Annotated in this window: 53 protein-coding genes; all 53 read left to right on the plus strand. The window is 38.5% G+C overall.

The annotated features are described in order from the left end of the window. The first annotated feature begins 1 nt into the window (after position 1). The 53 genes from DW085_RS02085 to DW085_RS02330 all read left to right on the plus strand — a co-directional run bounded on the left by DW085_RS02085 (position 2) and on the right by DW085_RS02330 (position 24,679). Positions 2 to 682, plus strand: coding sequence for a hypothetical protein (locus DW085_RS02085; RefSeq protein WP_118491032.1), 681 nt, complete (start codon positions 2 to 4; stop codon positions 680 to 682). A gap of 9 nt (positions 683 to 691) precedes the next feature. After that, entirely contained in the window at positions 692 to 868 is a 177-nt protein-coding gene (locus DW085_RS18995) for a hypothetical protein (protein ID WP_182430733.1), read from the plus strand. 56 nt (positions 869 to 924) lie between these two features. Further along, positions 925 to 1,248 carry a hypothetical protein gene (locus DW085_RS02090; protein ID WP_118491034.1) on the plus strand — a complete coding sequence of 108 codons (324 nt, stop codon included), beginning with the start codon at positions 925 to 927 and terminating at the stop codon, positions 1,246 to 1,248. A gap of 53 nt (positions 1,249 to 1,301) precedes the next feature. Beyond that, complete coding sequence (locus DW085_RS02095; protein WP_118491036.1) at positions 1,302 to 1,763, plus strand: hypothetical protein; 462 nt, start codon at positions 1,302 to 1,304, stop codon at positions 1,761 to 1,763. A gap of 34 nt (positions 1,764 to 1,797) precedes the next feature. Beyond that, the gene (locus DW085_RS02100) at positions 1,798 to 2,010 is read left to right on the plus strand and encodes a hypothetical protein (RefSeq protein WP_118491038.1); all 213 of its coding nucleotides are present in this window, start codon (positions 1,798 to 1,800) and stop codon (positions 2,008 to 2,010) included. A gap of 16 nt (positions 2,011 to 2,026) precedes the next feature. Then, positions 2,027 to 2,209, plus strand: a complete 183-nt coding sequence (locus tag DW085_RS02105) for a hypothetical protein (RefSeq protein WP_118491040.1) — start codon at positions 2,027 to 2,029, stop codon at positions 2,207 to 2,209. Between the two features lie 257 nt (positions 2,210 to 2,466). Further along, entirely contained in the window at positions 2,467 to 2,610 is a 144-nt protein-coding gene (locus DW085_RS19000; protein ID WP_182430734.1) for a hypothetical protein, read from the plus strand. A 34-nt stretch (positions 2,611 to 2,644) separates the two neighbouring features. Further along, complete coding sequence (locus DW085_RS02110; RefSeq protein WP_118491042.1) at positions 2,645 to 2,845, plus strand: hypothetical protein; 201 nt, start codon at positions 2,645 to 2,647, stop codon at positions 2,843 to 2,845. Positions 2,846 to 2,879: 34 nt separating this feature from the next. After that, positions 2,880 to 3,068, plus strand: a complete 189-nt coding sequence (locus tag DW085_RS02115; protein WP_118491044.1) for a hypothetical protein — start codon at positions 2,880 to 2,882, stop codon at positions 3,066 to 3,068. Positions 3,069 to 3,309: 241 nt separating this feature from the next. Beyond that, positions 3,310 to 3,825 carry a hypothetical protein gene (locus DW085_RS02120; protein ID WP_118491046.1) on the plus strand — a complete coding sequence of 172 codons (516 nt, stop codon included), beginning with the start codon at positions 3,310 to 3,312 and terminating at the stop codon, positions 3,823 to 3,825. 3 nt (positions 3,826 to 3,828) lie between these two features. Next, the gene (locus DW085_RS02125) at positions 3,829 to 4,233 is read left to right on the plus strand and encodes a hypothetical protein (RefSeq protein ID WP_118491048.1); all 405 of its coding nucleotides are present in this window, start codon (positions 3,829 to 3,831) and stop codon (positions 4,231 to 4,233) included. Positions 4,234 to 4,287: 54 nt separating this feature from the next. Continuing rightward, complete coding sequence (locus DW085_RS02130) at positions 4,288 to 4,530, plus strand: hypothetical protein (protein ID WP_118491050.1); 243 nt, start codon at positions 4,288 to 4,290, stop codon at positions 4,528 to 4,530. 56 nt (positions 4,531 to 4,586) lie between these two features. After that, positions 4,587 to 4,769, plus strand: coding sequence for a hypothetical protein (locus DW085_RS02135; protein ID WP_118491052.1), 183 nt, complete (start codon positions 4,587 to 4,589; stop codon positions 4,767 to 4,769). A gap of 67 nt (positions 4,770 to 4,836) precedes the next feature. Continuing rightward, the gene (locus tag DW085_RS02140; RefSeq protein ID WP_118491054.1) at positions 4,837 to 5,148 is read left to right on the plus strand and encodes a hypothetical protein; all 312 of its coding nucleotides are present in this window, start codon (positions 4,837 to 4,839) and stop codon (positions 5,146 to 5,148) included. Between the two features lies 1 nt (position 5,149). Further along, complete coding sequence (locus tag DW085_RS02145; RefSeq protein WP_118491056.1) at positions 5,150 to 6,034, plus strand: hypothetical protein; 885 nt, start codon at positions 5,150 to 5,152, stop codon at positions 6,032 to 6,034. A gap of 48 nt (positions 6,035 to 6,082) precedes the next feature. Continuing rightward, a complete protein-coding gene (locus tag DW085_RS02150; RefSeq protein WP_118491058.1) occupies positions 6,083 to 6,406 on the plus strand; it encodes a hypothetical protein in 324 nt (107 codons plus the stop codon). Positions 6,407 to 6,411: 5 nt separating this feature from the next. Next, on the plus strand, positions 6,412 to 6,591 hold the full coding sequence (locus tag DW085_RS02155; protein ID WP_118491059.1) for a hypothetical protein: 180 nt from the start codon (positions 6,412 to 6,414) through the stop codon (positions 6,589 to 6,591). 199 nt (positions 6,592 to 6,790) lie between these two features. Further along, on the plus strand, positions 6,791 to 7,084 hold the full coding sequence (locus DW085_RS02165) for a hypothetical protein (protein ID WP_118491063.1): 294 nt from the start codon (positions 6,791 to 6,793) through the stop codon (positions 7,082 to 7,084). A 15-nt stretch (positions 7,085 to 7,099) separates the two neighbouring features. Continuing rightward, on the plus strand, positions 7,100 to 7,459 hold the full coding sequence (locus tag DW085_RS02170; protein ID WP_118491065.1) for a hypothetical protein: 360 nt from the start codon (positions 7,100 to 7,102) through the stop codon (positions 7,457 to 7,459). A gap of 38 nt (positions 7,460 to 7,497) precedes the next feature. After that, positions 7,498 to 7,626 carry a hypothetical protein gene (locus DW085_RS20115; RefSeq protein WP_284525694.1) on the plus strand — a complete coding sequence of 43 codons (129 nt, stop codon included), beginning with the start codon at positions 7,498 to 7,500 and terminating at the stop codon, positions 7,624 to 7,626. A gap of 1 nt (position 7,627) precedes the next feature. Continuing rightward, positions 7,628 to 7,855, plus strand: coding sequence for a hypothetical protein (locus DW085_RS02175; RefSeq protein WP_118491067.1), 228 nt, complete (start codon positions 7,628 to 7,630; stop codon positions 7,853 to 7,855). Positions 7,856 to 7,872: 17 nt separating this feature from the next. Continuing rightward, the gene (locus DW085_RS02180) at positions 7,873 to 8,112 is read left to right on the plus strand and encodes a hypothetical protein (protein WP_118491069.1); all 240 of its coding nucleotides are present in this window, start codon (positions 7,873 to 7,875) and stop codon (positions 8,110 to 8,112) included. Between the two features lie 33 nt (positions 8,113 to 8,145). Then, a complete protein-coding gene (locus tag DW085_RS02185; protein WP_118491071.1) occupies positions 8,146 to 8,346 on the plus strand; it encodes a hypothetical protein in 201 nt (66 codons plus the stop codon). A 31-nt stretch (positions 8,347 to 8,377) separates the two neighbouring features. Then, a complete protein-coding gene (locus DW085_RS02190; protein ID WP_118491073.1) occupies positions 8,378 to 8,908 on the plus strand; it encodes a hypothetical protein in 531 nt (176 codons plus the stop codon). Positions 8,909 to 8,951: 43 nt separating this feature from the next. Then, positions 8,952 to 9,233, plus strand: a complete 282-nt coding sequence (locus tag DW085_RS02195) for a hypothetical protein (protein ID WP_118491075.1) — start codon at positions 8,952 to 8,954, stop codon at positions 9,231 to 9,233. Between the two features lie 35 nt (positions 9,234 to 9,268). Then, a complete protein-coding gene (locus DW085_RS02200) occupies positions 9,269 to 9,526 on the plus strand; it encodes a hypothetical protein (RefSeq protein WP_118491077.1) in 258 nt (85 codons plus the stop codon). 31 nt (positions 9,527 to 9,557) lie between these two features. Continuing rightward, positions 9,558 to 9,812 (plus strand): hypothetical protein, encoded by a 255-nt coding sequence (locus DW085_RS02205; protein ID WP_118491079.1) that lies wholly within the window; start codon positions 9,558 to 9,560, stop codon positions 9,810 to 9,812. A 33-nt stretch (positions 9,813 to 9,845) separates the two neighbouring features. Further along, a complete protein-coding gene (locus DW085_RS02210) occupies positions 9,846 to 10,109 on the plus strand; it encodes a hypothetical protein (protein WP_118491081.1) in 264 nt (87 codons plus the stop codon). 2 nt (positions 10,110 to 10,111) lie between these two features. Continuing rightward, on the plus strand, positions 10,112 to 10,393 hold the full coding sequence (locus DW085_RS02215) for a hypothetical protein (RefSeq protein WP_118491083.1): 282 nt from the start codon (positions 10,112 to 10,114) through the stop codon (positions 10,391 to 10,393). A gap of 38 nt (positions 10,394 to 10,431) precedes the next feature. Further along, positions 10,432 to 10,656, plus strand: a complete 225-nt coding sequence (locus tag DW085_RS02220; protein WP_118491085.1) for a hypothetical protein — start codon at positions 10,432 to 10,434, stop codon at positions 10,654 to 10,656. 35 nt (positions 10,657 to 10,691) lie between these two features. Continuing rightward, a complete protein-coding gene (locus DW085_RS02225; RefSeq protein WP_118491087.1) occupies positions 10,692 to 10,964 on the plus strand; it encodes a hypothetical protein in 273 nt (90 codons plus the stop codon). A 21-nt stretch (positions 10,965 to 10,985) separates the two neighbouring features. Continuing rightward, on the plus strand, positions 10,986 to 11,210 hold the full coding sequence (locus DW085_RS02230; RefSeq protein ID WP_118491089.1) for a hypothetical protein: 225 nt from the start codon (positions 10,986 to 10,988) through the stop codon (positions 11,208 to 11,210). A gap of 124 nt (positions 11,211 to 11,334) precedes the next feature. After that, positions 11,335 to 12,051 (plus strand): hypothetical protein, encoded by a 717-nt coding sequence (locus DW085_RS02235; protein WP_118491091.1) that lies wholly within the window; start codon positions 11,335 to 11,337, stop codon positions 12,049 to 12,051. 123 nt (positions 12,052 to 12,174) lie between these two features. Then, entirely contained in the window at positions 12,175 to 12,939 is a 765-nt protein-coding gene (locus DW085_RS02240) for an ATP-binding protein (protein WP_118491093.1), read from the plus strand. Between the two features lie 44 nt (positions 12,940 to 12,983). Next, a complete protein-coding gene (locus tag DW085_RS02245; protein WP_118491095.1) occupies positions 12,984 to 13,253 on the plus strand; it encodes a hypothetical protein in 270 nt (89 codons plus the stop codon). Beyond that, on the plus strand, positions 13,244 to 13,528 hold the full coding sequence (locus DW085_RS02250; protein WP_118491097.1) for a hypothetical protein: 285 nt from the start codon (positions 13,244 to 13,246) through the stop codon (positions 13,526 to 13,528). The genes DW085_RS02245 and DW085_RS02250 overlap by 10 nt, the downstream gene beginning before the upstream one ends. 151 nt (positions 13,529 to 13,679) lie before the next feature. Continuing rightward, positions 13,680 to 14,879 (plus strand): hypothetical protein, encoded by a 1,200-nt coding sequence (locus DW085_RS02255; protein WP_147353918.1) that lies wholly within the window; start codon positions 13,680 to 13,682, stop codon positions 14,877 to 14,879. Positions 14,880 to 14,982: 103 nt separating this feature from the next. After that, positions 14,983 to 15,996, plus strand: a complete 1,014-nt coding sequence (locus tag DW085_RS02260; protein WP_118491101.1) for a tyrosine-type recombinase/integrase — start codon at positions 14,983 to 14,985, stop codon at positions 15,994 to 15,996. Between the two features lie 9 nt (positions 15,997 to 16,005). Further along, positions 16,006 to 16,341 carry a hypothetical protein gene (locus tag DW085_RS02265; RefSeq protein WP_118491103.1) on the plus strand — a complete coding sequence of 112 codons (336 nt, stop codon included), beginning with the start codon at positions 16,006 to 16,008 and terminating at the stop codon, positions 16,339 to 16,341. Next, positions 16,338 to 16,580, plus strand: coding sequence for a hypothetical protein (locus DW085_RS02270; RefSeq protein ID WP_118491105.1), 243 nt, complete (start codon positions 16,338 to 16,340; stop codon positions 16,578 to 16,580). Before DW085_RS02265 ends, DW085_RS02270 begins: the two co-directional genes overlap by 4 nt. A 423-nt stretch (positions 16,581 to 17,003) precedes the next feature. After that, on the plus strand, positions 17,004 to 17,627 hold the full coding sequence (locus DW085_RS02275) for a sigma factor-like helix-turn-helix DNA-binding protein (RefSeq protein ID WP_118491107.1): 624 nt from the start codon (positions 17,004 to 17,006) through the stop codon (positions 17,625 to 17,627). Positions 17,628 to 17,642: 15 nt separating this feature from the next. After that, on the plus strand, positions 17,643 to 19,100 hold the full coding sequence (locus DW085_RS02280) for a hypothetical protein (RefSeq protein WP_118491109.1): 1,458 nt from the start codon (positions 17,643 to 17,645) through the stop codon (positions 19,098 to 19,100). Positions 19,101 to 19,132: 32 nt separating this feature from the next. After that, positions 19,133 to 19,264, plus strand: coding sequence for a hypothetical protein (locus tag DW085_RS20120; protein ID WP_284525695.1), 132 nt, complete (start codon positions 19,133 to 19,135; stop codon positions 19,262 to 19,264). Further along, positions 19,258 to 19,713, plus strand: a complete 456-nt coding sequence (locus DW085_RS02285) for a hypothetical protein (protein WP_118491111.1) — start codon at positions 19,258 to 19,260, stop codon at positions 19,711 to 19,713. Before DW085_RS20120 ends, DW085_RS02285 begins: the two co-directional genes overlap by 7 nt. After that, a complete protein-coding gene (locus DW085_RS02290; RefSeq protein WP_147353919.1) occupies positions 19,658 to 19,933 on the plus strand; it encodes a hypothetical protein in 276 nt (91 codons plus the stop codon). Before DW085_RS02285 ends, DW085_RS02290 begins: the two co-directional genes overlap by 56 nt. 97 nt (positions 19,934 to 20,030) lie before the next feature. Beyond that, complete coding sequence (locus DW085_RS02295; protein WP_118491115.1) at positions 20,031 to 21,065, plus strand: nucleotidyltransferase domain-containing protein; 1,035 nt, start codon at positions 20,031 to 20,033, stop codon at positions 21,063 to 21,065. Then, the gene (locus DW085_RS02300) at positions 21,056 to 21,445 is read left to right on the plus strand and encodes a hypothetical protein (RefSeq protein ID WP_118491117.1); all 390 of its coding nucleotides are present in this window, start codon (positions 21,056 to 21,058) and stop codon (positions 21,443 to 21,445) included. Before DW085_RS02295 ends, DW085_RS02300 begins: the two co-directional genes overlap by 10 nt. A gap of 9 nt (positions 21,446 to 21,454) precedes the next feature. Next, entirely contained in the window at positions 21,455 to 21,781 is a 327-nt protein-coding gene (locus DW085_RS02305) for a hypothetical protein (protein ID WP_118491119.1), read from the plus strand. Further along, entirely contained in the window at positions 21,771 to 22,175 is a 405-nt protein-coding gene (locus tag DW085_RS02310) for a hypothetical protein (protein ID WP_118491121.1), read from the plus strand. The genes DW085_RS02305 and DW085_RS02310 overlap by 11 nt, the downstream gene beginning before the upstream one ends. Before the next feature lie 58 nt (positions 22,176 to 22,233). Then, positions 22,234 to 22,776, plus strand: a complete 543-nt coding sequence (locus tag DW085_RS02315; RefSeq protein ID WP_118491123.1) for an AAA family ATPase — start codon at positions 22,234 to 22,236, stop codon at positions 22,774 to 22,776. 59 nt (positions 22,777 to 22,835) lie between these two features. Then, a complete protein-coding gene (locus tag DW085_RS02320; RefSeq protein WP_118491125.1) occupies positions 22,836 to 23,360 on the plus strand; it encodes a hypothetical protein in 525 nt (174 codons plus the stop codon). A 34-nt stretch (positions 23,361 to 23,394) separates the two neighbouring features. Beyond that, positions 23,395 to 24,105 (plus strand): ABC transporter permease subunit, encoded by a 711-nt coding sequence (locus DW085_RS02325; RefSeq protein WP_182430735.1) that lies wholly within the window; start codon positions 23,395 to 23,397, stop codon positions 24,103 to 24,105. After that, entirely contained in the window at positions 24,089 to 24,679 is a 591-nt protein-coding gene (locus DW085_RS02330) for an ABC transporter ATP-binding protein (RefSeq protein ID WP_118491129.1), read from the plus strand. Before DW085_RS02325 ends, DW085_RS02330 begins: the two co-directional genes overlap by 17 nt. Positions 24,680 to 24,689 lie beyond the last annotated feature (10 nt).

The following is a 24,689-nucleotide window of genomic DNA, read 5'->3' on the forward strand; positions in this document are numbered from 1 at the left end:
GATGCAGAACACACAGATTTTAAAAATGATTGAAAATGGGGAAATCGAGGAACTGAAAAGAATACTGAGAGACGAGATTTATCAGAACAGCTTATCGCGGAATCCAGATGTGAAAAGCAGATATTCGGCGATGAAGCGCTTTTTCAAATATGTTGACAGCACATTCCCGGCGTTCAATTTTCCGTGTGAAAATGTTGTGGTTCAAGGGAAAACATACACTTCTTTTCTGAATAGTTATTGCTTCGCATTGACAACGGAATCTATCGGTGAGATTGAGCCGTTTGATGCGAAGAAGGCTGGAAGTTTCTATCCAAAGGTGAGCAAATATGTTGGCAGCGATGCGCTGAAATCGGGAAAAATCGATCTTTCCAAAGCGATTGCAACGGCAAAGGCAAAGGGATATTCGTATAAAAAGGATGAGGTTACAGACAACTGGGAATATTCATTCAGTCTGTATGATGGCTTTTTTAAAGTAGGACTGGTTGATAAGGTGTTTAGTATTATTGATGATGGAGAACCGGCGGAATTTTATTATGCGGGACCAGTATCACTGCTTTTAATCAAAACCAGTATTGGTATCGGTGGGATTCTCCCATTCAAAAAGACAAGTGATTACAACAAAGAAGGAGAGGAAATTACCTTTGTTGATGCGAACGAGATGATTGTGACGTTGTGGCAGTAGGAGGATAACATGAAGCACGATGGTGTAGAAGTAAAGATCGTCGCCGGAATTCATAAGGGAAGGCGCGGAATCTTGACGGGGATGTTCTGGGGAGCGGGCGTCGCGGCAGTCAGTGTATGCGGCGAGGAAGTATATGTCGGAATTGATGAGGTAACGACAGAAGAAATGGAGGACGCATATGAGTAATTATTATACATATCAGGATGTTGATGTTAGATATGGCAGAATAGGAGCGTGATTATATGGCAAAACAAATATATTACTTGCATAGTTGCAATGAATGGAAAGAGTATTCCAGTATGAGACTTTTATTCATTGGCACATCTCAACTGAAGTTAAAGATGAAAATCTCGAAAGAGATTGAAGAAGGCAATATGGAATATAAACCTGTTACTACAAGATGCGCTTATGTTGATGGAGAATTTAAGTTAGTTGACAAAGAAAATACACCAAAAGAGCAGGCAAAACTATTTAGACAGGATTGGAAAACAGAAACAAGAGATATTATTAAGTCTGAATTAAAATATGGAGATTTTGATTATACATATAATAATGAAGAACTGTAGTCAAAGGAAATTGTAATTTACAGTGAAAATTTAGAAAGGTAAAAGGTGATAATATGGGACAGTTCAGTTGGATATATTCAGATACACATAAACAGCTTGTAGATAATAAGATAGCAGATACATATTTGCTTGTACCAAAACCATTTCAGGAGAAATATGGGAAGGCAATTTATGAAGATTGCTATGATGGATATGGCAGGTTTGGCGGTTACGATGTTTATGATTTAATCCCCGAATGGAATAAGGAAATGATTCCTGAAATCATCCATAGAATCAAGAATGGAAATTGGCAGTGCAGTACAAACGAAAGTGATATTGCAAATTTACAGGCATATTACGAAGGGAAAGAAATTAATTGCAAATCTCGTTGGCTCGGAATTATAATGGCTGGTTACGATGAAGATAACGCAGCTTTAAAATATCCAATCAAGATTACTGCAAGAGAAATGGAGTATGAAGAAGTTGCTCCATCATTAAGCGATCCAAATCAGGGTTGGGAATCTAATTGGTGGTAAGAGTAAATGGATATTTTATAAGGAGATGAAAAAAATGGCAAGAACAAATTTTGATATTATTAGAGGTTTAATGATTGCTGATAATACTCTTGACTCTTGGATTTGTGAAACAGAAGCAGAAGAGAAAAGAGATTTGACAGCAGAAGAAGAGAATGTATATATTCAGAATATTGTGGATATATGCGAAGAGATAATGCAGGATTTGTCTTGCAGTTTAGTGGAAGCATATAAAGAGATTTCATTGTGAAAGGTAAGATAATAATATGGTAGAAATGACAGAACAAATGCAGAGATGTTTTGATAATATGGATGATGAACAAAAAATCAGAATGTTTTATGAGCTTACAAAGTACATGCATGAAAATATGGAATACGGAGAAGATGAAGACATGAACAATCTTATTGACGATATTGCCAATGTAAAAAGTGATATTGAGAATTTGTAAATGCGTGTTTCATTGGATTAGAAAGGATAGGTAGAATTATGCGATACAGATTAGGTTGCTACGATACAGATGGAGCTTTAGAATGTTTACAGAGTTTAAACAATAAAGACGAGGCAAAGCTTGCTTATAAGCGCCTAAAAGAAGAATATCAGTGTACAATCTGGGTACAAAAGATTGAGTTCGTTGACCCTAAAGAAGAGTTTAAGTAAAAGCACTTTAAATTCGCATTTCGTTGGTTTAGAAAGGGATAGGTAAATATGTATAGAGTTGAATGGTTAGATATTGATGGAGAACAAAAAGTAATGAGGGGCTTTAAAACCAGTGAAGAAGCACATGAGTGGATTAGAACACATCATTTTGATGATTCTGAGTTCCCTATGGTGTTTTATGATGAAGAATAATAAAAATTACTTTCATTGGAAGGAGTGATACAAAATGAAGAAAATTTTGGATACCAGATTTAAGGTAAACGGAAACTTATTTATCATACATCACAATGACAAGCGTAGTGAATACGAGGGAAAATACAAACTGATGATGTATAACGAGCGGGTTGACTCATGGATGATAAAAACAACAGATGATTCATTGCGATTCTTAAAGAAGTTTGCAGAAGAAAACGCAAAATTCTGGTAGTTAGAAATACGTGTTTCAAGAGAAAGGCAAATATATGAAAGTAAAAGAATTTTTAGAAAATTTCACAGGAGACAATCATATTAAAATTTATGATATGCATAACTTTGATACGCATAGATTTAATAATGCAAATGAAGCTATAAGACAATTTGGTTATTATACAGTCAGAGAATGGAAAATTATTGATAATGTCTTAAAAATAACTATTAGAACACAATTCTAAATAAGCAAATGAAACTAAGATTTCCAAGGAAGGAGCAAAAGTAAATGTATAAATATCTATTAGAACGCATAAGAGACGGTAGAGATTGGAAGAAAGGTATGAGAATATGGGCTGATGCTCCATGTACAGGATGGAGAGTTATAAGAAAAGAGAAAGTTAAAATCTAGTAACCAACCAAAAGGCAGTTAGGAGAATAAATACCTAGCTGCCTATTTTATTACAAGAAAGCGAGGAAATTATTATGAGTAGATTTAAAACAATTAAAGAAGCAACTGAGGCATGGGTACATGAAATGAATGCAATTCCACAGGGAATGATTTTACGGTTATTCCAGGATCATCCTGACGATTGGACAGAAGTTACAAAGCCAAGTAAATATGACAGAGTATATGTATTTGATAACGGAGATTATGGAGAGATTACAGATATTGATGAAGAAACGGAAGAATACATTATCTCACTTGATAACGGAAAAGAAATCAGATGTGAAAATGGCGATTTTGAAGTTGATCATTATGATTCTCTTCCAATGTGGGGAACAATGTGGAGCTTTGGAGATAGTTGTGATGATTGGTGGTTAGAAGAATGTAACGGAATTGAGCTGATGTCACAGTGCGGATTTAGAATCTATGAAAGTGAAGAATTTGGTTACTTCTTCGGAATTGATGGAGCTGGTTATGATTTTTATGAAAGTCATTGGATTCCATTATATAAAGCAAGAGGATTGCAGTGGCACAAAACAGAAACGGAGGAATAAGATATGACAATTACATATGATTTAGATTTAAACAGTTTCAATGCATGGAGTGGTGCAGTAGATACACTTGACAGAATACAGAGAGAAGGTAAATGTGAAGAATTAGAAAACATTCTGGAAGATTTATACCCCGATGGAATGACAGAAGCGCAGCTCAATGATTTATTATGGTTCGATTCTGAACTGGTGTATGAATGGCTTGGAATTAGAAGTGAAGAACAGATTAGAAAGGAAATCAAGGAGGCAGAAGATGAACTTGCTGATATGCAAAGCGATTTGGAAGATGAGCTTGACGATGAAGATCTGACAACAGAAGAGAGGGCAGAAATTATTGACGGTTATCAGCCAGACATTGACGAAATTAAGGAGAGAATTGCAGACTTAAATGAAGAATTAGAGAATATCTAATCAAAGGAAATTGTAATTTACAGTGAAATTTTAGAAAGGTAAAAGGTGATAATTATGGCAGATACAAAGAAAACAAAAAGATTGCATATTAGTATGGCTTATACATTTGTTGGAGATACAGGTATTGATATTCCTGTAGAATTATTAGAAGGTAAAACGGAAGAAGAACAGTATGATATTGCATTTGCTTATGCACAAGATCATATTAATGAAATTCCAGTTGCAGATAACGCAGAATATATTTCTTACTCTGATAATTTTGAAAGAGAAGATATTGATTTTGAGGATGAAGAATAATCAAATGAAAGAGTACTTTCAAGCATACAAAAATAGAAAGGTAAACGGTGATAATTATGATAGAGATGAATGATACAATGCAGAAGTGTTTCGATGCAATGGATGATAAACAAAAAATCAGAATGTTCTATGAACTCACAAAATATATGCATGAGAATATGGAATACGGAGAAGATGATGATATGAATAATCTGATGGATGATATTGCTAATGTAAAGAATGATATTGAAAACTTATAAACAGAGAATATATTAAGGCAGATGCAAATTATTGTGTCTGCCTTTTGTAATTGAAGGAGAAAGTGAAATGATTGAATTAAAAGGCTTATTAGAAGATGGAGAAGTAATTGTACGGTATCACTTATGTAATGAATACTGGTCACGGAATGCAATTACAGTAAAAGGCAGTGATGATATTGCAGGAGCGTTAGAAACGACGCTGCATAGAATTCTTGAAGCAGGTGGTACTCCAAAAGATATATATAGGATTATGGGTGCAACTATTCCAACAGAAGAGGAATGGAAGGATTTGGAAGAATATGACGAATACGTAAGTATTGATTTGGGTTATGTAATACCTAGCTTAATTGATTTATGGGAAGAAACGGAGGTTGATTGATATGACAGATAAGGAATACAGATACTATAAAGATAACGGAAAGCTTATGAGGCTATATATTGAACAAGATAATGATCCACTCAATCCACGATACGATTGGGATGGAAATATAGGAAAGATGATGTGTTGGCATAGAGATTATAGACTTGGTGACTATAAAGAAAATGAGTTCTCTGACAATGAAGATTTCTTAAATGACTTAGTTCGTAATAATGTGAAAGAGAAATCAATCATCAATTATGTGAAGGCAAAAAAAGCTTCTAATGGTCTTGAGTTAAAATACGATAGACATGAAAAAGTGTGGCAGTTATGGGGAACTTATTATTGGTTTCCACTTGGAAGTTCTAAAGATGCAAAGTTCGGTATTATTGAAGACAATGAGAGAATTGATTGGCTTATTGATGATATTATTGAAGCACTTCCACAGATTGACAAATGGAAATTACTTGAAAGATATGCAAATATAGTATTCCTTCCATTGTACTTATATGACCATAGCGGAATCACAATGAATACTGGTGGATTTAGTGACAGATGGGATTCTGGACAGGTTGGATATATTTACACTGACAAGAAAACAATTATTGATTGCGGTGGAAAAATTAGGAATGAAAAAGGGAACTACGTAAAAATCACAGATAAAAATTGGAAGAAGGCTGCATACCAGTGGATGCAAGGCGAAGTTGATGAGTATGACATGTATTTAACTGGTGAAGTATATGGAGTTATCACGGAAGAATACAATGCAGAAGATGATGGCTGGGAAGAGAAAGACAGTTGTTGGGGATTCTTCAATGATAAGTGGGGAGATGAGTTGATTAAGGAAATAGCACTCAATTTTGGTATAAACGAAACACTGTATGAGAAGATGGATGAAGTAGTATAAAGGCAAAGAAGTAACCGTTTTATCAGAAGAAAGGAATGTAAAAAAATTATGAAAACAATAATTGATAAAAGTGAATGTAAATCATTAAGTGACAACATCGAAGGTAAACTTGTGGTAATTGATAGCAAGTTTTTCAAGCCAGAATTTAGAGAAGCGAAATATCAAATTGTACTTGCAACAGGAGGTTTTGGATGTGATGCAAGTAAGATGGGAAATGCAGTATTTGTAACGGAGTGTTGTGAAAATCCAGAAGAATATAGGCAAGAAAGATACAACTTGATTGGCGAACCTACAGAAGAAATGATTGTTGAATGGAAAGCGAAGTACGGAGATTTCAATAAGAAAGTACAAAAAGCATTAAAGGGAGAGTGATTAGTATGAATAGAATCGTAGGAATTGTAATGGAACACGGAGATAATGATTTTGGTTACTGGGAAGGATTTTATCTTACAGAAGATGAAGAAAATGCAATTTGGAATATTTTAAATAAACATGATACAGAAGGTTGTTCTTTGAGAGGAACGCGAAAAGAAATTGCAGAAGAGATTGGAGAGTGATTAAAATGTGCAAACGTAAACCGAAAAATCTAAGAGAATTTGAACCGATCCTTAAGGCGAATGGATATCGCGAAATTAGAAGTCGCGGTAGTCATTTTATGTATGGGAATGGGAAGAATCATATTACAGTAAATAAGGATTTGAATAAGATGGTACAGTTACGGTTGATAAAAGAGAATAATTTAGTGAGGTGAAATAAATGGTAAATCAGTGGAGAGGAGAATGGACGGAAGAAAAGGATTATAGTACATATCCAAAGGAAGAATGGTGCGATTACGATTATATGGCTGCATGGATTAGAGAGCAGAAATATGAGCCAAAAACATCAATGGAAAACTTGATCACGAATATTTTCTTACATTATGATTGTGAAATTGAAGAAGAGTCAAGCGGTTATAATACAGAGAATGGAAATTTTGAAGGAACATATATTGAAGCTGTACAGGCATATGTAACTGATACAGGATTAAGCGAGTTTGATTATGAAATATAGATTGGAGCGATGGAAATGAGATACAAAAATACCAATGCTGACTTTATTGATACAGATTTTCTTTGTTTTACGAGTGGCGAACACGAAGGAAATATTGTTCTTGTGGAAACTGATGAATTGATTGATATTACAAACGAGATTAGAAAGAAGCATGGCTACACGGATTTAGTTGGAATCAAATATGAAAACGAAGTATATTATAACTTCTATCTTATGTTTGATACTGAAAAGAAAACAATCGGTATTCAAGCCGTATGTAATTATGGAGAAAAAGATGACGAGGTTTGTTATGAATTACCTATGACAAACGAAGAGAAGGAAAATTTGAAATGGAGACTCATAAATATGCTTGCAACAGAAATTTATAATAATTAAGAAATAGCAATTTCATTTTAAGATTGGAGGATAAAACCATGGAAGAATTAAGAGAATACATATTAGATCAGGATATATGGGAAAGGGAAGTTGATGAACTTCTTGGAAATTTTAACAACAATGTAACAGAAGATGATTTCTTCTGTAGTGTAGAAAGGAATGCTTAATATGTTAGATATTACAAACTTATATGCATACAGAATTGAAGAATTGGCTGTTGGGATTGTAAAGGCAGAGTCATATGAAGATGCAAGAGAAAAGGTGAAAGTAGCTTATTTGAAACACAACGATTGCTTTGATTCTGAAAGAGATTTTATTGAGTTAAAGGAAATTGCAGAGAATGATTCATGGTTTAGTGATAATCCTGATGTAGTTGAAGTTGATGAATTAATATAGAAGTGGAGTGATAATATATGAGAATAACCAAAGAAAGTACCATTAAAAAACATTCATATGAAAATGGAGTTCATACTTCTTATACAGAAGTGATAGAACAGTACCATTATGATTCAGAAGAGGAACGTAATAAACATGCAGAACAAATGACTGAAAAAGGATTTAACGATAGTGGTCAGGTTAAAGAAAATATTGGTACGATTATGAATCCAAAGCTTGTATGGTTCGGAAGCTATTATAAATATGAAAGAAACTAGGCAAGTAAACAAGAGTTTCCTACGGAGGATAAAATGAAAAAATATATTTTAGATAATGTAAATTCTGAGATTGATTTCTATATTATACATGATAATAAAGGAAATACATATGAGTATCATTTAGATACAAAAGATGTGTTTGTTATCAATCGTTATGAAGGAGATGAAGGAGAATTTGCGAAAGATAATATTTCAAAAGAAATAAGAAATTTTTGTAATGCTTTGAAACGATGATTTACTTGGTTTAGAAAGTGAGGAAAACTATATGAGTACAAGAGGACATGTAGCAATTAAAGAAAATGGAAAATATAAATATATTTATAACCACCATGATAGTTATATTGATGGATTAGGTATTACCTTATACAAATATTATAAGGATGTAAATAAGGTAAAAGAATTGATTGCATTAGGAAATACATCAAGCATTGGTTCTACAGTTGAAGAAGGTGGAAGTAAAACATATAAAGAGCATTTAGATAAGCCATTAGAACAGAGAGGAACGGTCGCAGCTTTTAGGGATATTAATCGGTGGAAAGATTGCAGCGAAAAAGTGACCTGGGACGAAGTTAAACCAAAAGAAGCAGAATATCTTGCGGATGTATTTGGTCAAGAGTTTACTTATATTTTTGATGTCGAAGAGACCCGATGGTATTTTGCCTATTGGGGTGATGACAATAGACTTAGAGATTTAGAGAAAACATTGCATTCAAAAAAATTACTGGAAAAATTATTTGGAAATATGTATATCAAAGACTATTTACCGGAATTTTACAATAAATGTTTGAATGCATAAAACTGCATGAAACGTAGATTTCAGAATGGAGGGAGAAGAAAAGATGTATAAAAAATTAAACAAAGATGAAAAATTTTCAAAGCCTTACTCTACATGGATAATTGCATATTGTCTCGATACAAATTCTTTTTTTGCAACAAATCAGAGACATTTCTTTTGGGAATATGAGAATGAGTTTTCATGTGAGAGCGATGCAATAAGTTACTTTAAAACTCATTTGGATGAATTTAAAAAAATAAGAAATGGGATTTTGAACTCAACTGGTGGCTGGAAAATAAGTAGTGATTTATATTTGGAAAACACAAGAGAAAGTTTCAAAATATAATGAAACGGAAATTTTATTAAAAAAGGAGTATGAATATGTTTTATGATGATGATTTGATAATTGGTAGAGTTCCTAAAAAGGTAAAAGAAAGAACAAAAGAAAATATGGAAGTATATAACATGACGTTATATGACGCATTTCAAGAAGCCACTAGGGAATTTGCAAAGACCGGAACAGAATTATGGAAAGCATGGTACTATGATGATTTTAGAAAATTTATTCCTAGTGTATATATTTCTGAATATTTGGATTTTTCGAAATATCCATTAAAATATGCGGGAATAACACAATGAAAAGCACATTTTGAAAGAAAAGGAGATATAAATGTTAGTATCTGAGTTAGTAGAAAAAAGTAAAAAGGATGCAGTTATTCAATACATAAAACTCTTAGGACTAAAAGATCCTGAAAATATTGTGCAAGAAAGTAATGGTATATTTTCTCACACTAATACCAGAGGAAAGAAACGGATTTTAATACCTTGCCTTAGGTTTTCTGAGTATATGAGAAGAGAAAAAGAGTATCAAAAAACTAAAGTGCAAAAATGTTTGGGATATTATGTATTAGAAGTAATACAATGAAGAGCGCGTTTTAAAATAAAGGAGACATTTATTATGAATAAAAATATACATTGGTACGAATTATGTTTCTTTGGTGATGAAGATTCAGAAAGTGAAAATTTTGATGCAAGAAAGGCGTGTAGCTATGTGATTAAAACAGAAATTCCACCGGTGATTGATGATAAGGTTGTATTGAAAATTCTGTTTGGAAAAGCAAGGGATCCGTGGGAAAAAGAACTTATGGAAAATTGTACTTGTGTTATGGAGATATTAGCGAATGAAACAAGAGTTTCAAGGTTTTTAGAATGGAGGATATAATTATGATTACAAGAGAAATGATTAAGAAAGGTTTTAAAAATGGAATTATATCTATTGAGGATGATTATGCAGGTTGTATGGGAATCTGTTGTAAAATCGGAGAAAATGCGTTTTATTTTGCTAATTCAAAGGATGTAGATTTATCCAAAGAAAAATATTGGGGTAAATATACATTAGATATGACAATAGATATGATTTTCAATATGCTCAAAGATGTTGAATCCGCAGAAGAAAACGGGATTGATTGTGTGGAGCTTGATTATTACGAAGCTGTATTAAAGTAAATGAAATGAGGATTTGCTAGGAAAGGAAGTAAGAAATTATGACAAATTACGAATCAATTAAAAATATGAGTATTGAAGACATGGCAAAAATGAATGTCAAAACATTTATGTATATGAACGGATATAGAGCAAATGTAGAATATCATACAACCAATCAGAGCATTTTTGATACAAGAGAGGAAGCGGAAGAATATGAACTGAAATGGCTACAATCTAATGAGGACAGAGAAACATTAGATACGATTACTTTAAAAACAGAATGAAACGATGATTTACTTAGAAAGTGAGGAAAAACAATATGGATAAATTAGAACAGGCAATGCAAAGCGAAGATTTTTGGGTTGAGCTTGCAGATACGTCATTTGGTGAGGTCGTGCTTCATGGTAAAAATACGAATAGTGTTGCAGACAATGAGTATTATGAGGTATCAAGCGAGATTAATACGGATGGAGATTTTGCTATTACTTTCTTCAAGACTTATGAGAAAATGAAGAAATGGCTTGATGAATGGAAAGGTGAAGGCTTTTATAATTATCTTGTTGAATTATATGAAAAGCAATTAAACCAATGAAACGGAAGAGAGGTTGATAGTGTGATTAAAATTAAACAGGGATTAGAAAATGGAGTTAATGGAAGTGCGGAGATCGTCTGGAAAGACAAAACAGATTATGATGATGCACATTATATCACAGTGGTTCATGTACCACAATTTAGAAATAGAGAATTTCACTTACATATTTACGATAAGCGAAAAATTTACAAGGCATCTAAGGAAGCGAGAGATTATCTGAATGCGATGTTGACGCTGTGTAGTTAGAGGGTGGTAGTTTGAATAAGAAAGAAAGCTTAAGAATCTTACAAGAATGTAGAATTAAAGTTAAAAATATGTCTGATGAAGATGTGAACAGGATGAAAGATTCTTATGAAAGGAGAAGCAGAAAATGAAAAATTCGAAAAAATATATGGAAAATGAATATAAAGTAGAAGAAACAAAATTTGGAACTCGAACAACACACCCTGCTTATGGAACTATAATTTTTAATAGAGCACAGGGTGGTAGAACTCATTTATTTGGTAGTAGTATTGAGCATAGCAATGTAATCACAATGGAGCTTAGACATGCTGATATTACAAGAGGATTACATCGTGATTGGATTCAGGGAAGCAAACCAATTGCAGAAATAGAAATGAGCTATTCGCAGTTTGCAGAAGCAATTACTTCTTTTGGCTGTGGAACTGGTATTCCTTGTACTATTCGATATACAGAAAAAGATGGGAAAATACCTCCGTGTGATTTTGTTAGCAAGAGAGAACAATTTACAGGAGAATTTAAAGAGCAGATTGATAAGGCAATGGAAAAGTCAAAAGAATTAATAAATGAAGTTGCAGAATTGTTTTCTTCAAAAAAGACACTTACAAAGGCAGATAAAGAAAATATTTTAAAAAAGCTCAATATGTTAAATTACGATATTGGAAGCAATATTGGATTTATTGCAGACCAGTTTAATGAACAGATGGATAAAACGGTTATGGAAGCAAAGGGAGAAATTGAGTCATTCTGTCAGAACAAAATCAATGCAATTGCTAATGCGTCATTGGTAGAACATAGAGAAGAGTTTCTAAAATTGGAAAATCCAGTTGATATTGAATCAGAATAAGGTAAAGAAATTTAACTTTTAAAGGAAGTGAAAATAAGAATATGTTGGGTAGGATACCTATTAAAGAGAATATAATTAATGCGAGAAAAATACTGTGTGTAAGTCGCGTATTTGGAGAAATACTTGTTAGAAGCAGAAACCTCTGCTTCTTTTTATTATAGGAAAAATGAGAAGGGAGACAACTATGAGCAGAAAGATAAAACGTGGAGAGATCCATACGGCGAGGGGTTTAACACTTGCAAGAAAAGGGAAATCGAGATCGAGCCGGGACTGACGGTTTTGGTTGGCTGCAACGGCGCGGGCAAAACGACGATGCTGCATAACGTCGCAGAGGAGCTGAAAAATGAAAACATACCGGTGTTTCAGTTCGATAACACGCGAGACGGTGGTTTGTATTCCATCGACGAAAGCATTGCAACCGGGAGCTATTCTTTCGGCGCGACGGCTATGTGCTCCTCTGAGGGCGAGAACATTAACCTGAACCTCGGAAAAAGTGCGGCGAAGTGGAGGCGATTCATTGAAACCGGGGATGATGGAGATAGAACGCGGCGGTTAGTTAAGGCTGTTCGGAAGGCAAACGGCGAAGAGGATGATGAGAAGGAAATTCCGAACGAGCGCTGGATTCTCCTGGATGCAGTAGATTCCGGGTTTTCGGTTGACAACGTAGTCGAGATGAAGGATTTATTCCGGCTGGTTATGGACGACGCGGCGGCAAAGGGAATCGAGCCGTATATTGTGGTGTCGGCAAATGCATATGAGCTGGCGGCGGGCGAAAACTGCTTTGATGTTATTGGCGGGAAGTATGTGCGGTTCGGCGGTTATGATGAGTATAGGAAATTTGTGCTTAAAAGCAGAAAAGAAAAAGATAAGAGATACGAAGAGAGATGAGTAGTATGCGGAGTGTAGAGTTGGTGCGCGGAAAGAGGTAATATATGTTTAAAGTAATGATTGTATCTAATTTGGATGGAAAAATAATTGGAGAAGGGATTTTAACAGAAGATTTTAACAACATTAATGAAGCGGTTGAAGCGGCAAAGGTTTATTCTAGTGTCTGGACGCAACCAATGTATGAAATCCGGGAATATAATGACGAAAACGATGCTAATATCATCAGTTTGATAAAATGGATACGGGGAAAATTTGTTGTCGAAACCAAAGCGATCATAAGACAAAAGGAGATGACACGATTGAAATGGAAATGAATATAGAGAAATTTTGTGGAATTAATCTTTTTACCTGGAAAGAATGGGATATGATGGATGGTGGAGGTTTCTATTTTTACGACGTAAGTTTTTGTATAGAGTCTATGAAAAAATATGATGGTTACGATGTTCTTCGGCAGATGGATGGGACGATGGTGATTTATGCAGAAGAAGGCGAAAAGGTCGTATGGACAGGTTATGTTACGGATGTTGCAGAAGTGGCGGCGAAATTATCCGGCAGGGAAGATGCAATGTGCCAAAGGAAGGTAGGATAAGTTTAAAGTGCTGAGCCGCCTGCATTTTATTCCATATGAAGAATCGCAGCATATTATCATTGGGGTTTTCGATGAACAGCATATAGGGGCGGAGGCTGAAACGGATAAAAATATCCTGAAGACGACTTTATGTGTGACGAACATACTCTAAATGAGTTATGTAAATAATATAACAGCAGGCATCGACAAGAAAATGTTTAACAAGTATAATGTAAAAAAGGGGGGCGATAAAATGTTTTGGCTTGTGGCGTTGCGCGCATTGTTTAGTGTTAAAAATTCAGTTGATTCTAAGGTCGCAGATGAAACTCGATTAAGACAATCGAAGACTGAATTTTACTATCATGGTGTTAAGGTTGTTGAGCAGATGGATGCTCACGGGCGTCGGTATTTTAACGGAAAGGAAATCTGTGTTGATTCCATCCTTAATAAATATGGGCGCTACGAAGACTGGTATGTTGATAAGAAAAGTGGCGAAAAATTGTTTCCGGTTGACTGGGAGATGATGGAGCTAAGGGAAAAGCAGCGTAAGAAGATGGCGCAGGATGCCAAGGAATATGCTGAAGCCTTTGATGAAATAGCATATCGCGTTGAGGACCGGCGCTTTGGAGATTGTTCGAATGAGGTTGCCAAAGAAATCGCGACGGAAGCGATAATACGCGGCATAATTGCGGTGCAGGATTTCAGAATTCCATGTGGTCCTCCGACGGTTGACAGAAAGTATCCGCCAAAATTAGAGGTGGAGTATTATAAATTTTATCTGGACGATGAAATGTTGAAAAGCCGGGGGCAAATGGTCGGCACGCGGTTATATTTTCCAAGGGAACTGGAGCACGCCGTCGATCCGATTAGGATAACCAAGAACGAGTATGACAAGCTAAAGTTTAATTGTAAAATTGCCGACGCCTGTTATTACTCCGACTCGGTTCAAAACGCGCAGGACTATGATTGGTGGCGGGAGATGCATCCAGATTGGGATTACAATTATAAAAGGTTTAATCCTCTAAAGGGAGCTATGACGCCATTTTTTAAGAATCAGATAGAGCCACGTCGCAACGAGGAAGCAGACGCTTTGGAACAACGCGCTTCGGAGGAAGAGGAAAAGCGGGGCTGGGCGGATGAAATGCTGGAAGAGAACACTCATATTATGATGACGCCGCCGTTTGATTGGCTGGTTACGGGTTGGTGTTATCAATATCAGAAAGATGGATGTCTGTGGAATCATAAAGATGAATTCGGGAATTTTTACGTAGAGGATGTGTTTTTAAGAAGTTGTAAGGCGTATGGAGTTAATGAGCTGGAAATGCGGCGCTTGTTCAGAAAGTGGCGCGAAGAATTAGGAATATGGAGTTAAATCGCAACGGAAATTGGAGCGAGATGTACAGAAATGTATGTCCGCTCTTTTTTGATCTTTTGAAAATTTAAAAAGAGAAGTAATTATACGAGGAGGAGATCTTATGAAGAGCGAAAGCAAGAGTCGTTATGCGACGAAGAAACCGGGTAAAACAGAGGTTGAACCACTGCGTCGGTACGAAGACATGTATAATCTGATGGAGTATTTCAAGTCGCGAAAGATGTGGGATAGTTACCTGACGTTTATGTTTGGGCTGTTGCTGGGACGCCGGATTGGGGACACCGTGATGGTAAAGTGGTCGGATTTCTACTATGAAAACGGAAGACTGAAAACGGAAATCACAACCATTGAAGAGCAGAAAACCGGAAAGACAACAATTATCCCGATCAGCCAGGCTGTAAAGGGAGCCATCGCTGTGTATTGTCGGGAAACCGGTGTGGTTCCACAGGAACATCTTCATGAGTATGTGTTTAATACGCCAACAAAAACAGAGTGGTTATCACGTCGCGACGATCCAATCTACCAGGAAAAGAGTTTCAATTTGAATGCCTGGTGCGAAAAAATGGGAAAAGATTGGGGTGTACAGCGCAAAATTTCGATTCTGGAAGCGTTTGAAAAACAGAAGAAATATTCGTCGCTGGGAGAATACCTTTATTGGGTCGTAGAGTATGCGGACATCGTGAAGTGGCAGACGGATGGTTTCCGGCGGAAATTTGCGACGGCGGTTGAGGTGTGTAACGTCGAAGGGAGAGTATCGTGTCATTCGTTGCGAAAAACCTTCGGTTGGATAGGGAAAATGATTCATCCAGACGATCCGAACGCAATGGAGACTTTACAGGAAATCTTTAACCATGTAGACGTTGCGACGACGGCTCGTTATATTGGCTTAAGCGAAGAGAGAAAGCGCCGGTATTTTGATGATATGGGCGAAGTTGTCGAAAGCATTGAGTCTGGGAACATGGATATTCGGGTTAATAATTCTCCAATCGTATCACTAAAACATGACGATCTGAGGGAGGTTCTGATGTTCGTGCTGCGGGAGCGCGACGGCGATGATGTCGAGGTGTTCAACCGGGCGATGAGCATGATCGAGGAAAAGAAATTGAGAATGATTTAGGAGAAAGCTATGAAAAAGAATTTGTCGTTGGAAGAAGCGGTCAGAATACATCGGAATATGTGGCGTTTCATACAAAAGGTAGAGGAGCGTAGGGGATATGAATTAGTCCACCGCAGAGCGATCTTAAAAGAGCAATTTTGTAAACAGTTCGGCTTAGAACTTAGTTGCAACTGCGCTTTCTGTGAATTTGATTCTCAATACGCTAATAATTGCAGTCATTGTCCTGGGCTTTGGGATTATTCGAATCCTGGTAGGTTTGGTGCGTGTATGGGCTTTGAGATCAATTATAAGACTTCAGATGCCGGAGAAATCGCAAATATTCCAATTCGGGAGGATGTGGAGTGAAAATTTGGGTCACAAAATATGCCCTGTCAAAGGGAATTTTAAAGATGAGCGCCGGAATAGAAATGACAGACGGCGGCATGATTGTCCCGGAATTTAAGGTTCCGTTGAAAGCGGGCGAATGGTTTCCGGATAAATATGAAGCACTGTATGATGCCGAGCGGCGGCGGGACGAAGAGTTGGCGCGACTGTCCAGAAAAATTACAAAAATCGAACAGATGGATTTCAGCCTGGATTTATAGTCGCGACGAGTTGTTGTAATCTACTAGGAAAATGGGATTATAATAGAAATAAGTTGTATATTGTGCCAATTTTAATGCCAAAAATTACCAGTAAAAAACGAACGAATGTTCGAAATATTGTCTTGACATAATATGGCAACGGCGGTATACTCGAAATGTAAGGACAAAAAAACCTGTCTGCTCGGTGCTACCAACACCATAATGAGCAGACAGGTCAATCCTTACATCGCCACGATATAGGGATAATTCTATTATATCATCAAAAGGGCACCGGTCAAGGTATGTCCAGATTTTTTTCTAGTAGAAAATTCCCTAAAAAATAACTGAATAACAAGGTTTTTGCATCTAAACAAAGGATGTCTTGTTAAATTTACCTATTTCAAGAAAAAGTCGGGGTATTTAAGCAGAGGAGGATATGCAGAGATGAAAACACAGGCATTGAAAAGGGAAAATGAACATTGTCTTGACCTGGAAGCGGAGCTGCGGTTGTTGTCTCCGTACTATGCGAATAATGCATGGAAATTGCGGGGGATTATCAACAATGCGCTTAAAGGAATCGGCGGATTAACCGGCGCAGACTATGATGAGTTCATGAGCGTCGCAGGAGAGGCGTTGACGAACGCGTTGATGATTTTTGATGAGAATACAGGAGATTTCGACGGTATCGCGTATGTGATGATTACTAGAAAAGTGTATACGCAACTTACGGCGATGAATCGCATTAAGCGTGGAGGTGCCGGGGAAGACGGGCAAGGAGAGAAAAAGGTATCTGTTCCTATCGACGATTTGGTTGGCGGCGATCTGGTGAAAGCTGGGACAAGTCAAAGTGCCGAGATGGAAGCGCTAGAACATATGAAATGCTATAGCGAGTGCATGACGCTTTATTTAGAGCGTATACCATCAGATTCGAGAAGAATTTTGTTCTTGCTGGCAGATGGCTATTCCGAAAGGGAAATTTCGCGGATGTTAAATATGGATAATGCTCGTATAAAATCGGCGTTGAGCACGGCGCGGCGATACGAAAACACGAAATTACTGCATAGATAGAAAGAGGGAAACACAATGGCAAAGCGGGCAAAAAAGGTAATGCCTAAAACATATAGTATGAAGGCGTTTATTGAGCAGATGACTGATGAGACAATCCGTTGTGATGCGGATACGCAGAGATATTCGGAACAGTGGTCGGCAGCGGAGAAGAACGAATTGATTGTTACGATTTTAACAGACGATCATGTGCCGGAGATCATTTTGGGAGAAGAGAAATTAGAAGAGGGGGTGGCGCAGCTCTGGCTTATTGATGGACTGCAGAGAGGTTCGGTGTGCTCGGAATTTCGTAGCGATGGATACAAGATTACCTCACAGATTGAAGATTCTATCATTGAGTATCCGGCGAAATGCAAAGACGAAAAGGGGCGCATCCAGCGAGATGATGATGGTAATGTGATTTGGGAGTTAAGGACGTTCGATATTAAAGGCAAACGGTTTTCGGAGCTTCCAAAGGAATTGCAGACTACGTTTGACGGTTTTCAGTTGAACACGGTTATCCATCAGGATTGTACAAAGGAAGAAATTTCAAAGCTGATTCGTCGGTACAACAACCATAAGCCAATGAATGCGACGCAGAAGGCATTTACGTTCATCGACCGGTTCGCGCGAAAGATCAAGAACATTACGTCGCAGCATAGATTTTTCCAGGATTGTATCGACCACAAAGATAAGGAAATGGCAAAGGGAGCTTATGAACGGGTTGTTTGTGAGGCGGTTATGGCGATCAATCATCTGGATGCGTGGAAGAAGAACGGCAAGGCGATGAGTCAGTATCTTAACCAGAACGCGACGGACGAAGAGTTTGAAAATTTCTCGGCGATGATGACCCGGCTGGAAGACGCTGTTGGCGAGAACTTTAAAGAGGTATTTGCGATGAAGAATCTGTTTGTCTGGCTGGCTGCATTTGACAGATTCGAAGAGTTTGGACTTCCGGGTGAGGCATTTGCTAAATTTTTGGATGCATTTGAGGGCGGTCTGAACACCAAAGTTGTCGATGATACGTCCTGGCAGGAGATAGATAAGAGTCGCGACACGAAGAATAAGAACATCATCAAGGCAAAACTGGATCTGCTTTATGCACTGATGAAAGATTATTTTGAAGAGAAGTATGGTGATGGACCTGAGTTGAATCTGAATGCATGGGTTAGAAACATCGTAAACATGGAACTGACGGACGAAGATGTGTCATTCGCGGAAGAAATGTTGGATGACTTGACCCTGAACGTAGACAATAATTCGATTTTAATGGAAAAGGAAAACAGACCGTCGCTGATTGCGATTGTAGCGTTTGCGACAGCCAAGGACATTGATCTGGATACGTGGATTGTGGAGTATTTTAAGAAAACTCATTTATATCTGCCAGATCAGGCAAGAAACTACCAGTTAATGAAAGAGGATTTGAACGCGTTTCTGAAAGGTAAATCGCCGGATGAAACGAAGAAGAATATGGTAGACGAAAATAATGCGGCGTAAAGTCGCTTTATATATAAAGAAAGGAAAGTTGAATGATGGAAAGACGTTGTGAAAATTGTATGTTTGAGTATCTGTGCGACTGGAAACCCGCGGGCGACGAGGACGCCTGTGGTAGATGGGTTAATGAAGGGAAAGTTGCAGATGGAAAGGAGAGTAAATGCTAGAGGTTTTCGATCTTGTAAAAGAGATAAATCCGCGCACTGGACTGGGCGAGGGCGTGCTTTATATGGTTATAGAGGTCAAGCCTGGGTCGCCGACGCTTTATGGGATTGGTGGTGCAAATGCAAGCGATCAAATTGAAAAGTGGTTGCCAGAAGAGAAATTGGAAAAGTGGGTTGTTGAAGCGGTTCGCGCCGGAAGAGATAAACCGGTTAAGTTGGATGCAGTTGTTGTCGCAGATGATAAAACCGCGTTTAGTGGAATTTGCCCGAAGTGTGGACGAATTGTGTCGTTTGATTTTGACGTTGTTGGACACTGTAATCGCTGCGCCCAGTGTATTGATACTGAGCCGGAGCATTATTTGGGTGGAAAATATACAACTTTAGAGGAGGCAAAAAGTGACATCAGAAGAACTGAAATTATTAAGGAGCTTTCCGGGAAGCGTAGTAAATAGCAAGGGAATGTTTGTCCCGGAGCCGGATGATATCGCGGGATTTTCGCTGATGGAAGAGTGGATGGGACCAGAAATTAAGTGCCGCGTGCTGGAGCGTTTGAGTTGGGCGGCGGCGTTCGCCATGCCATACGGAGACCGGCAGAAGGATCGGGAACTGCGGGAGTCTACCGAAAGGGAATTAACACATACCTCGGAACGGAATTTACCCGCGACGATTTGAAACTGGTTTGCAAAAAGCTGGGGAATGCAATCAATCACGGGCTGACGCTGCGTTTCGTGATGCATGGATATGACTTGACATTATTGGAGGAGGACAGATGGTAGATTTCAGAAGGGAGATTGAAAAGCCGGAATACGACTTCTTACGAGAGAACGATCATCTTGGCTCAAATGTGTGTCTGCTTACGGTCGGCGGCAGTCATGCTTATGGCACAAACGTGGAAGGGTCAGACATCGACATTCGTGGTTGCGCGTTGAACTCGGTAATGGAAATTCTTACCGGAACAGGGTTTGAGCAGGTTATCAACAATGAAACGGACACGACAATCTACTCATTCAATAAACTGGTGTTTCTGTTGACCGGATGCAATCCGAATGTTTTGGAGTTGTTGGGGTGTCTGCCGGAACATTATCTGGTTCTTGACCATATCGGAGAGATGCTTATTAAACATTCAAAGCTGTTCTTATCGCAGCGGGCGGCATATACATTTGGCGGCTATGCCAACGCGCAGCTTCGGCGGCTGGATAATAAGGCGGCGCGAAATGTAGGACAGGCAGCGAGGGAAAAGCATATTCTGAACAGTATTAATAATATGTCGGTGAAATTCCGGGAGAAATATGCGGAATATCCGGACGATGCGATCAAACTTTATATTGATGCGTCGCAGAAGGAGGAGATAGAAAGCGAAATTTTCATGGATGTTACGTTGCACCATTACCCACTCCGGGATTATAAGTCGCTGTGGTCTGAAATGAATAATGTTGTTAGGGACTATGCGACGATCGGCAAGAGAAATGCGGTTGCAATCGCAAAAGGGAAACTTGGCAAACATATGATGCATTTAGTCCGGCTGTATTATACCTGTTTCGACATTTTGGAGCAGGAGAAAATCATTACATACCGCGAAAAAGAACATGATTTACTGATGGATATTCGTGCCGGGAAATATCTGGACGAGAATAGTCAGCCAATCCCGGAATTTTTCGAAATGGTCGATGAGTTGGAAAAGAGATTGGTATATGCAAGGGAAAATACGTCGCTACCAGTAAAGCCGGATTTTCGGCGGATTCAGGAGTTCACAGCGGATGTCAACCGCGACGTGGTCACAGGGAGGGCAGAATATTGGAGGTAAGCAAGCAGATTATCGAAGTGTTGGATTATCTGTGTCGGAAGCTCGGTGTAGTTGTTGATTGGAGTCAAGGAAATGTAATGCCGTATGTCCAAGATCTTTATCGTAGGTTTGTTGTGTGGCAAATAGCAACGGATGTGTTCCAAATTGTTTTGACGTGTGTGATCGCATCTGTGTCGGCTGGAATTGTAAGGTGGAGATATAGGTATTATATAAAGGAAAATGAGGAGTGGGATGATGTGGATTTTATCTGTATAGCAATAGCTGTTATGTTTTTTGCAGGCTCCGTGATGTGGTTTGTATGCACCGTGCTGGAGTTGATCGAAGTAGGAACGATTCCGGAGAAGACTCTATTTGACTATGTTTCGTCGCAGATGAGATAGGAGGATTCCATGCAAAAAATTTGGACAACGAGCGGAGGCGGCAATTACCTTTTGACAGACGGAACATCCGAATCGAGTAAACCGATCGTGAAGCTCTGTTTGATTAAGATAGGGTGGTATGTAGAAACCTGTTTTATGCACGCTAATACAATACTGTACCCGGAACCGCAAAGCGAAGAGGAGGCAATGAAGCGTGCGGAGCAATGGGCGCTGGGACAGGCAGAAAAATCCATAGAAATTATCGGGACGATTGCTGCTTTCCTAAAGGGAAATGTTGACGAGACAGATTTCGAAACGGAGAAGAATTTATCAGAGGAGGATAACGATGAAAAATAAGGAAAAATATCGTGAGCAAATTGAAAATATTGTGTTTGCAGGCAGCACTATCGCAGTAACAAAAAAAACCGGAGAACCGACGATATGCAATGGTAATATTCGTTGTAGGGAGTGCTTATTCTGTGATGTCGTTGATCTAGGATGTCACGAGGCGCGATCAGCCTGGCTCAATCAAGACGCCGATGAAATTGATTGGAAAAATGTCCCGGTTGATACATTGGTTGAAGTTTTGGAAACGGGCGATGCAGAGTGGCGTAAGAGATATTTTGCTGGAAACATAAATGGGCGACCATCCTATTTCCAGAATGGGGCGACATCAAAAACGACAGACTTCTCCCCGGTGCAATTAGATGATGATGGATTTATACGCATAGTAGATTATAAAAACATGTAACTTATCGTCTCTAAAAGAGAAGTATATTATACAACACAAAGAAAAAGGAGATAAAAAGATGAACGTAGTTAGTAGCGGTGCAAAGTATATGATCTACGATGATTATGTAACGACCTATAAGGAGCTTCCGGCAAAGACCTTCCGGGCAGCGTTTAATAAGATGACGGGACCTTATCTTGTTGAGACACCAAATCTTTCAATCAAAGAGAAAGCGTATGGAGGTTATGATGCAAAAGTCGAAAAAGTAATGAATCGTTTCGGCGAGTTTAATCGCAGCCTTGGCGTTATTCTTTCTGGTAAAAAGGGAATTGGAAAATCCTTCTTCACAAGAATGTTGGCAGATAAAGCGGTTAAATCTGGAATGCCGGTAGTCATTGTAGACGGAGCGTTTCCGGGAATGGCGCAGTTTATTGATTCGATCGAGCAGGAAGTTTTGGTTCTGTTTGATGAGTTTGATAAAACCTTTGTTAGTTTAGATGGAAATGGCGATTGCGATACAAGCATCCAGGATAGTTTACTGTCGATGTTTGACGGAATTTCTCAAGGGAAAAGCTTTTTGTTATCACCTGCAACGAGATTGATCGTCTCAGCGAATATCTGATAAATCGTCCAGGACGTTTTCATTTTCATTTCCGTTTTCTGTATCCGAGCGCAGATGAGGTGGCTGAATATCTGCGCGACAAACTGAACAAAAAATATTGGGACGAAATTGCGGCAGTTGTTAGTTTTACGCAGAGAACCAATTTAAACTATGATTGCCTCAGAGCGATTGCAACGGAGTTGAATGCGGGAGAAAGTTTTGAGAGTGCTATTGCAGATCTCAACATTTTAAATACCGATCGGCTTTCATATGACATTGAAGTCATGTTCGATAATGGTAAGATGGCTTGCCAAAGGGATATTAGAACAGGTTTTGATGAAGACTACGAAAGTTTCCCTCTCTTTGACGACGAAAGCGGTTGCCGTGTTGGTTATCTTTATCCCGATTTAACCAAAGTGACTTACAACAGCAAATTAGAAGCCTTTGAGTTGAATACTGAATTTGCTAGTTTTAGTCCGATTAGTAGTGACAATGTGGGAGACATTCAAAGAAAAGACGTAATTAAAAGCTATGCAAAAACCATCCCGACATCCATCAAAATTAAAAAGGTCGAATTTACCGATCGGTATGCGTATGTTTTATAAATTAAGAAAATTTGTTCTGGTGGCGGTTATCCTATTGTTATGGGAAGCCGCTTCCAGAAGATATAATCCACTTTTTGTTCCAAGTCCGCGCCAGGTATTTTCAGATTTGGTTTACCTTGTGCGGAACGGAGAACTTCTGATTGCCGCCCGGTATTCGTTTTTAAGAGTAACCGTCGCGGCGATTCTATCCGGCGTCATTGCCTTCCCGGCGGCGCTGCTTATCTATAATTCGCGGATAGCGAAAGAAATTCTTGCTCCGGTCGTGGGCGTCATGAGATATATCCCAGTTACAGCTTTTTACCCACTTTTGATCATGTGGGCGGGCATTGGTGAAGAAATGAAAATAGCCTTTTTATTTATCGCGACATTTGTATACATGATGCCATCGGTGGTTTTATGTCTGGGCGAGATTAACACTGACCTGATAGACACGGCGCTCACAATCGGTATGAGCAAATGGCAGACGATTTATATGGTTCAGATTCCGGCAATTCTTCCGAGCGTCGCGAATAGTTTCATTATGATGTATGGAATTGGATTTACTTATATCGCGGTAGCAGAGACGGTCAATGCAAAGTATGGCTTAGGCTGGATTATTCAGCAAAGCTCATCTCGTGGGCGAACAGATATGGTATTCATGGCAATTTCGGTTATCGTCGCAATCAGTATTACATTCGACTGGGCGGCAAAGGCAACCGTAAAAAAGGCATTTAGGTGGAGGTATTTGGATGATCGAGCTATCTAATCTGAGCATTGGATATTCGCGGGACAAGCCGCTTTTATCAGATTTCAACCTGCGCTTAGAAAACAACAAGATATATGGAATTTTGGGTGAGTCGGGGCGCGGCAAGACAACACTACTCCGGACAATCGCCGGGTTGTTGAAACCTCTCGCCGGGAGTATTCGGAATGATGATCCGTCGCAGAAAATATTTATGATGCACCAGTCGTATACGTCATTTGATTGGCTAAACTGCCGGGACAATGTAACGATCGCGGCAAAGGTAAATGGCGAAAGGGAAACGTCGGGTCGGGCAGAAGAGATGCTGACGGCAGTGGGGTTGGCGGGATATGAGAAAAAGTATCCGAAACAGTTGTCCGGCGGGCAAAGGCAAAGGCTGGCGCTGGCAAGAACGCTGTTTATCAATCCTGCGACGATTCTTATGGACGAGCCACTTTCGGCGTTGGATGATGTGACGCGGCGACAGATGCAAAATTTGATACTTTCGAGACATCAAAAGGAGAAGAATATTATAGTGCTGGTTACGCACAGCCCAGAAGAAGCAAAAAGAATGTGCGATGAAATAATTACACTTTAAAGGAGGATTA

Source organism: Clostridium sp. AF50-3, assembly GCF_003477445.1.
Taxonomy (GTDB): domain Bacteria; phylum Bacillota; class Clostridia; order Lachnospirales; family Lachnospiraceae; genus Otoolea; species Otoolea fessa.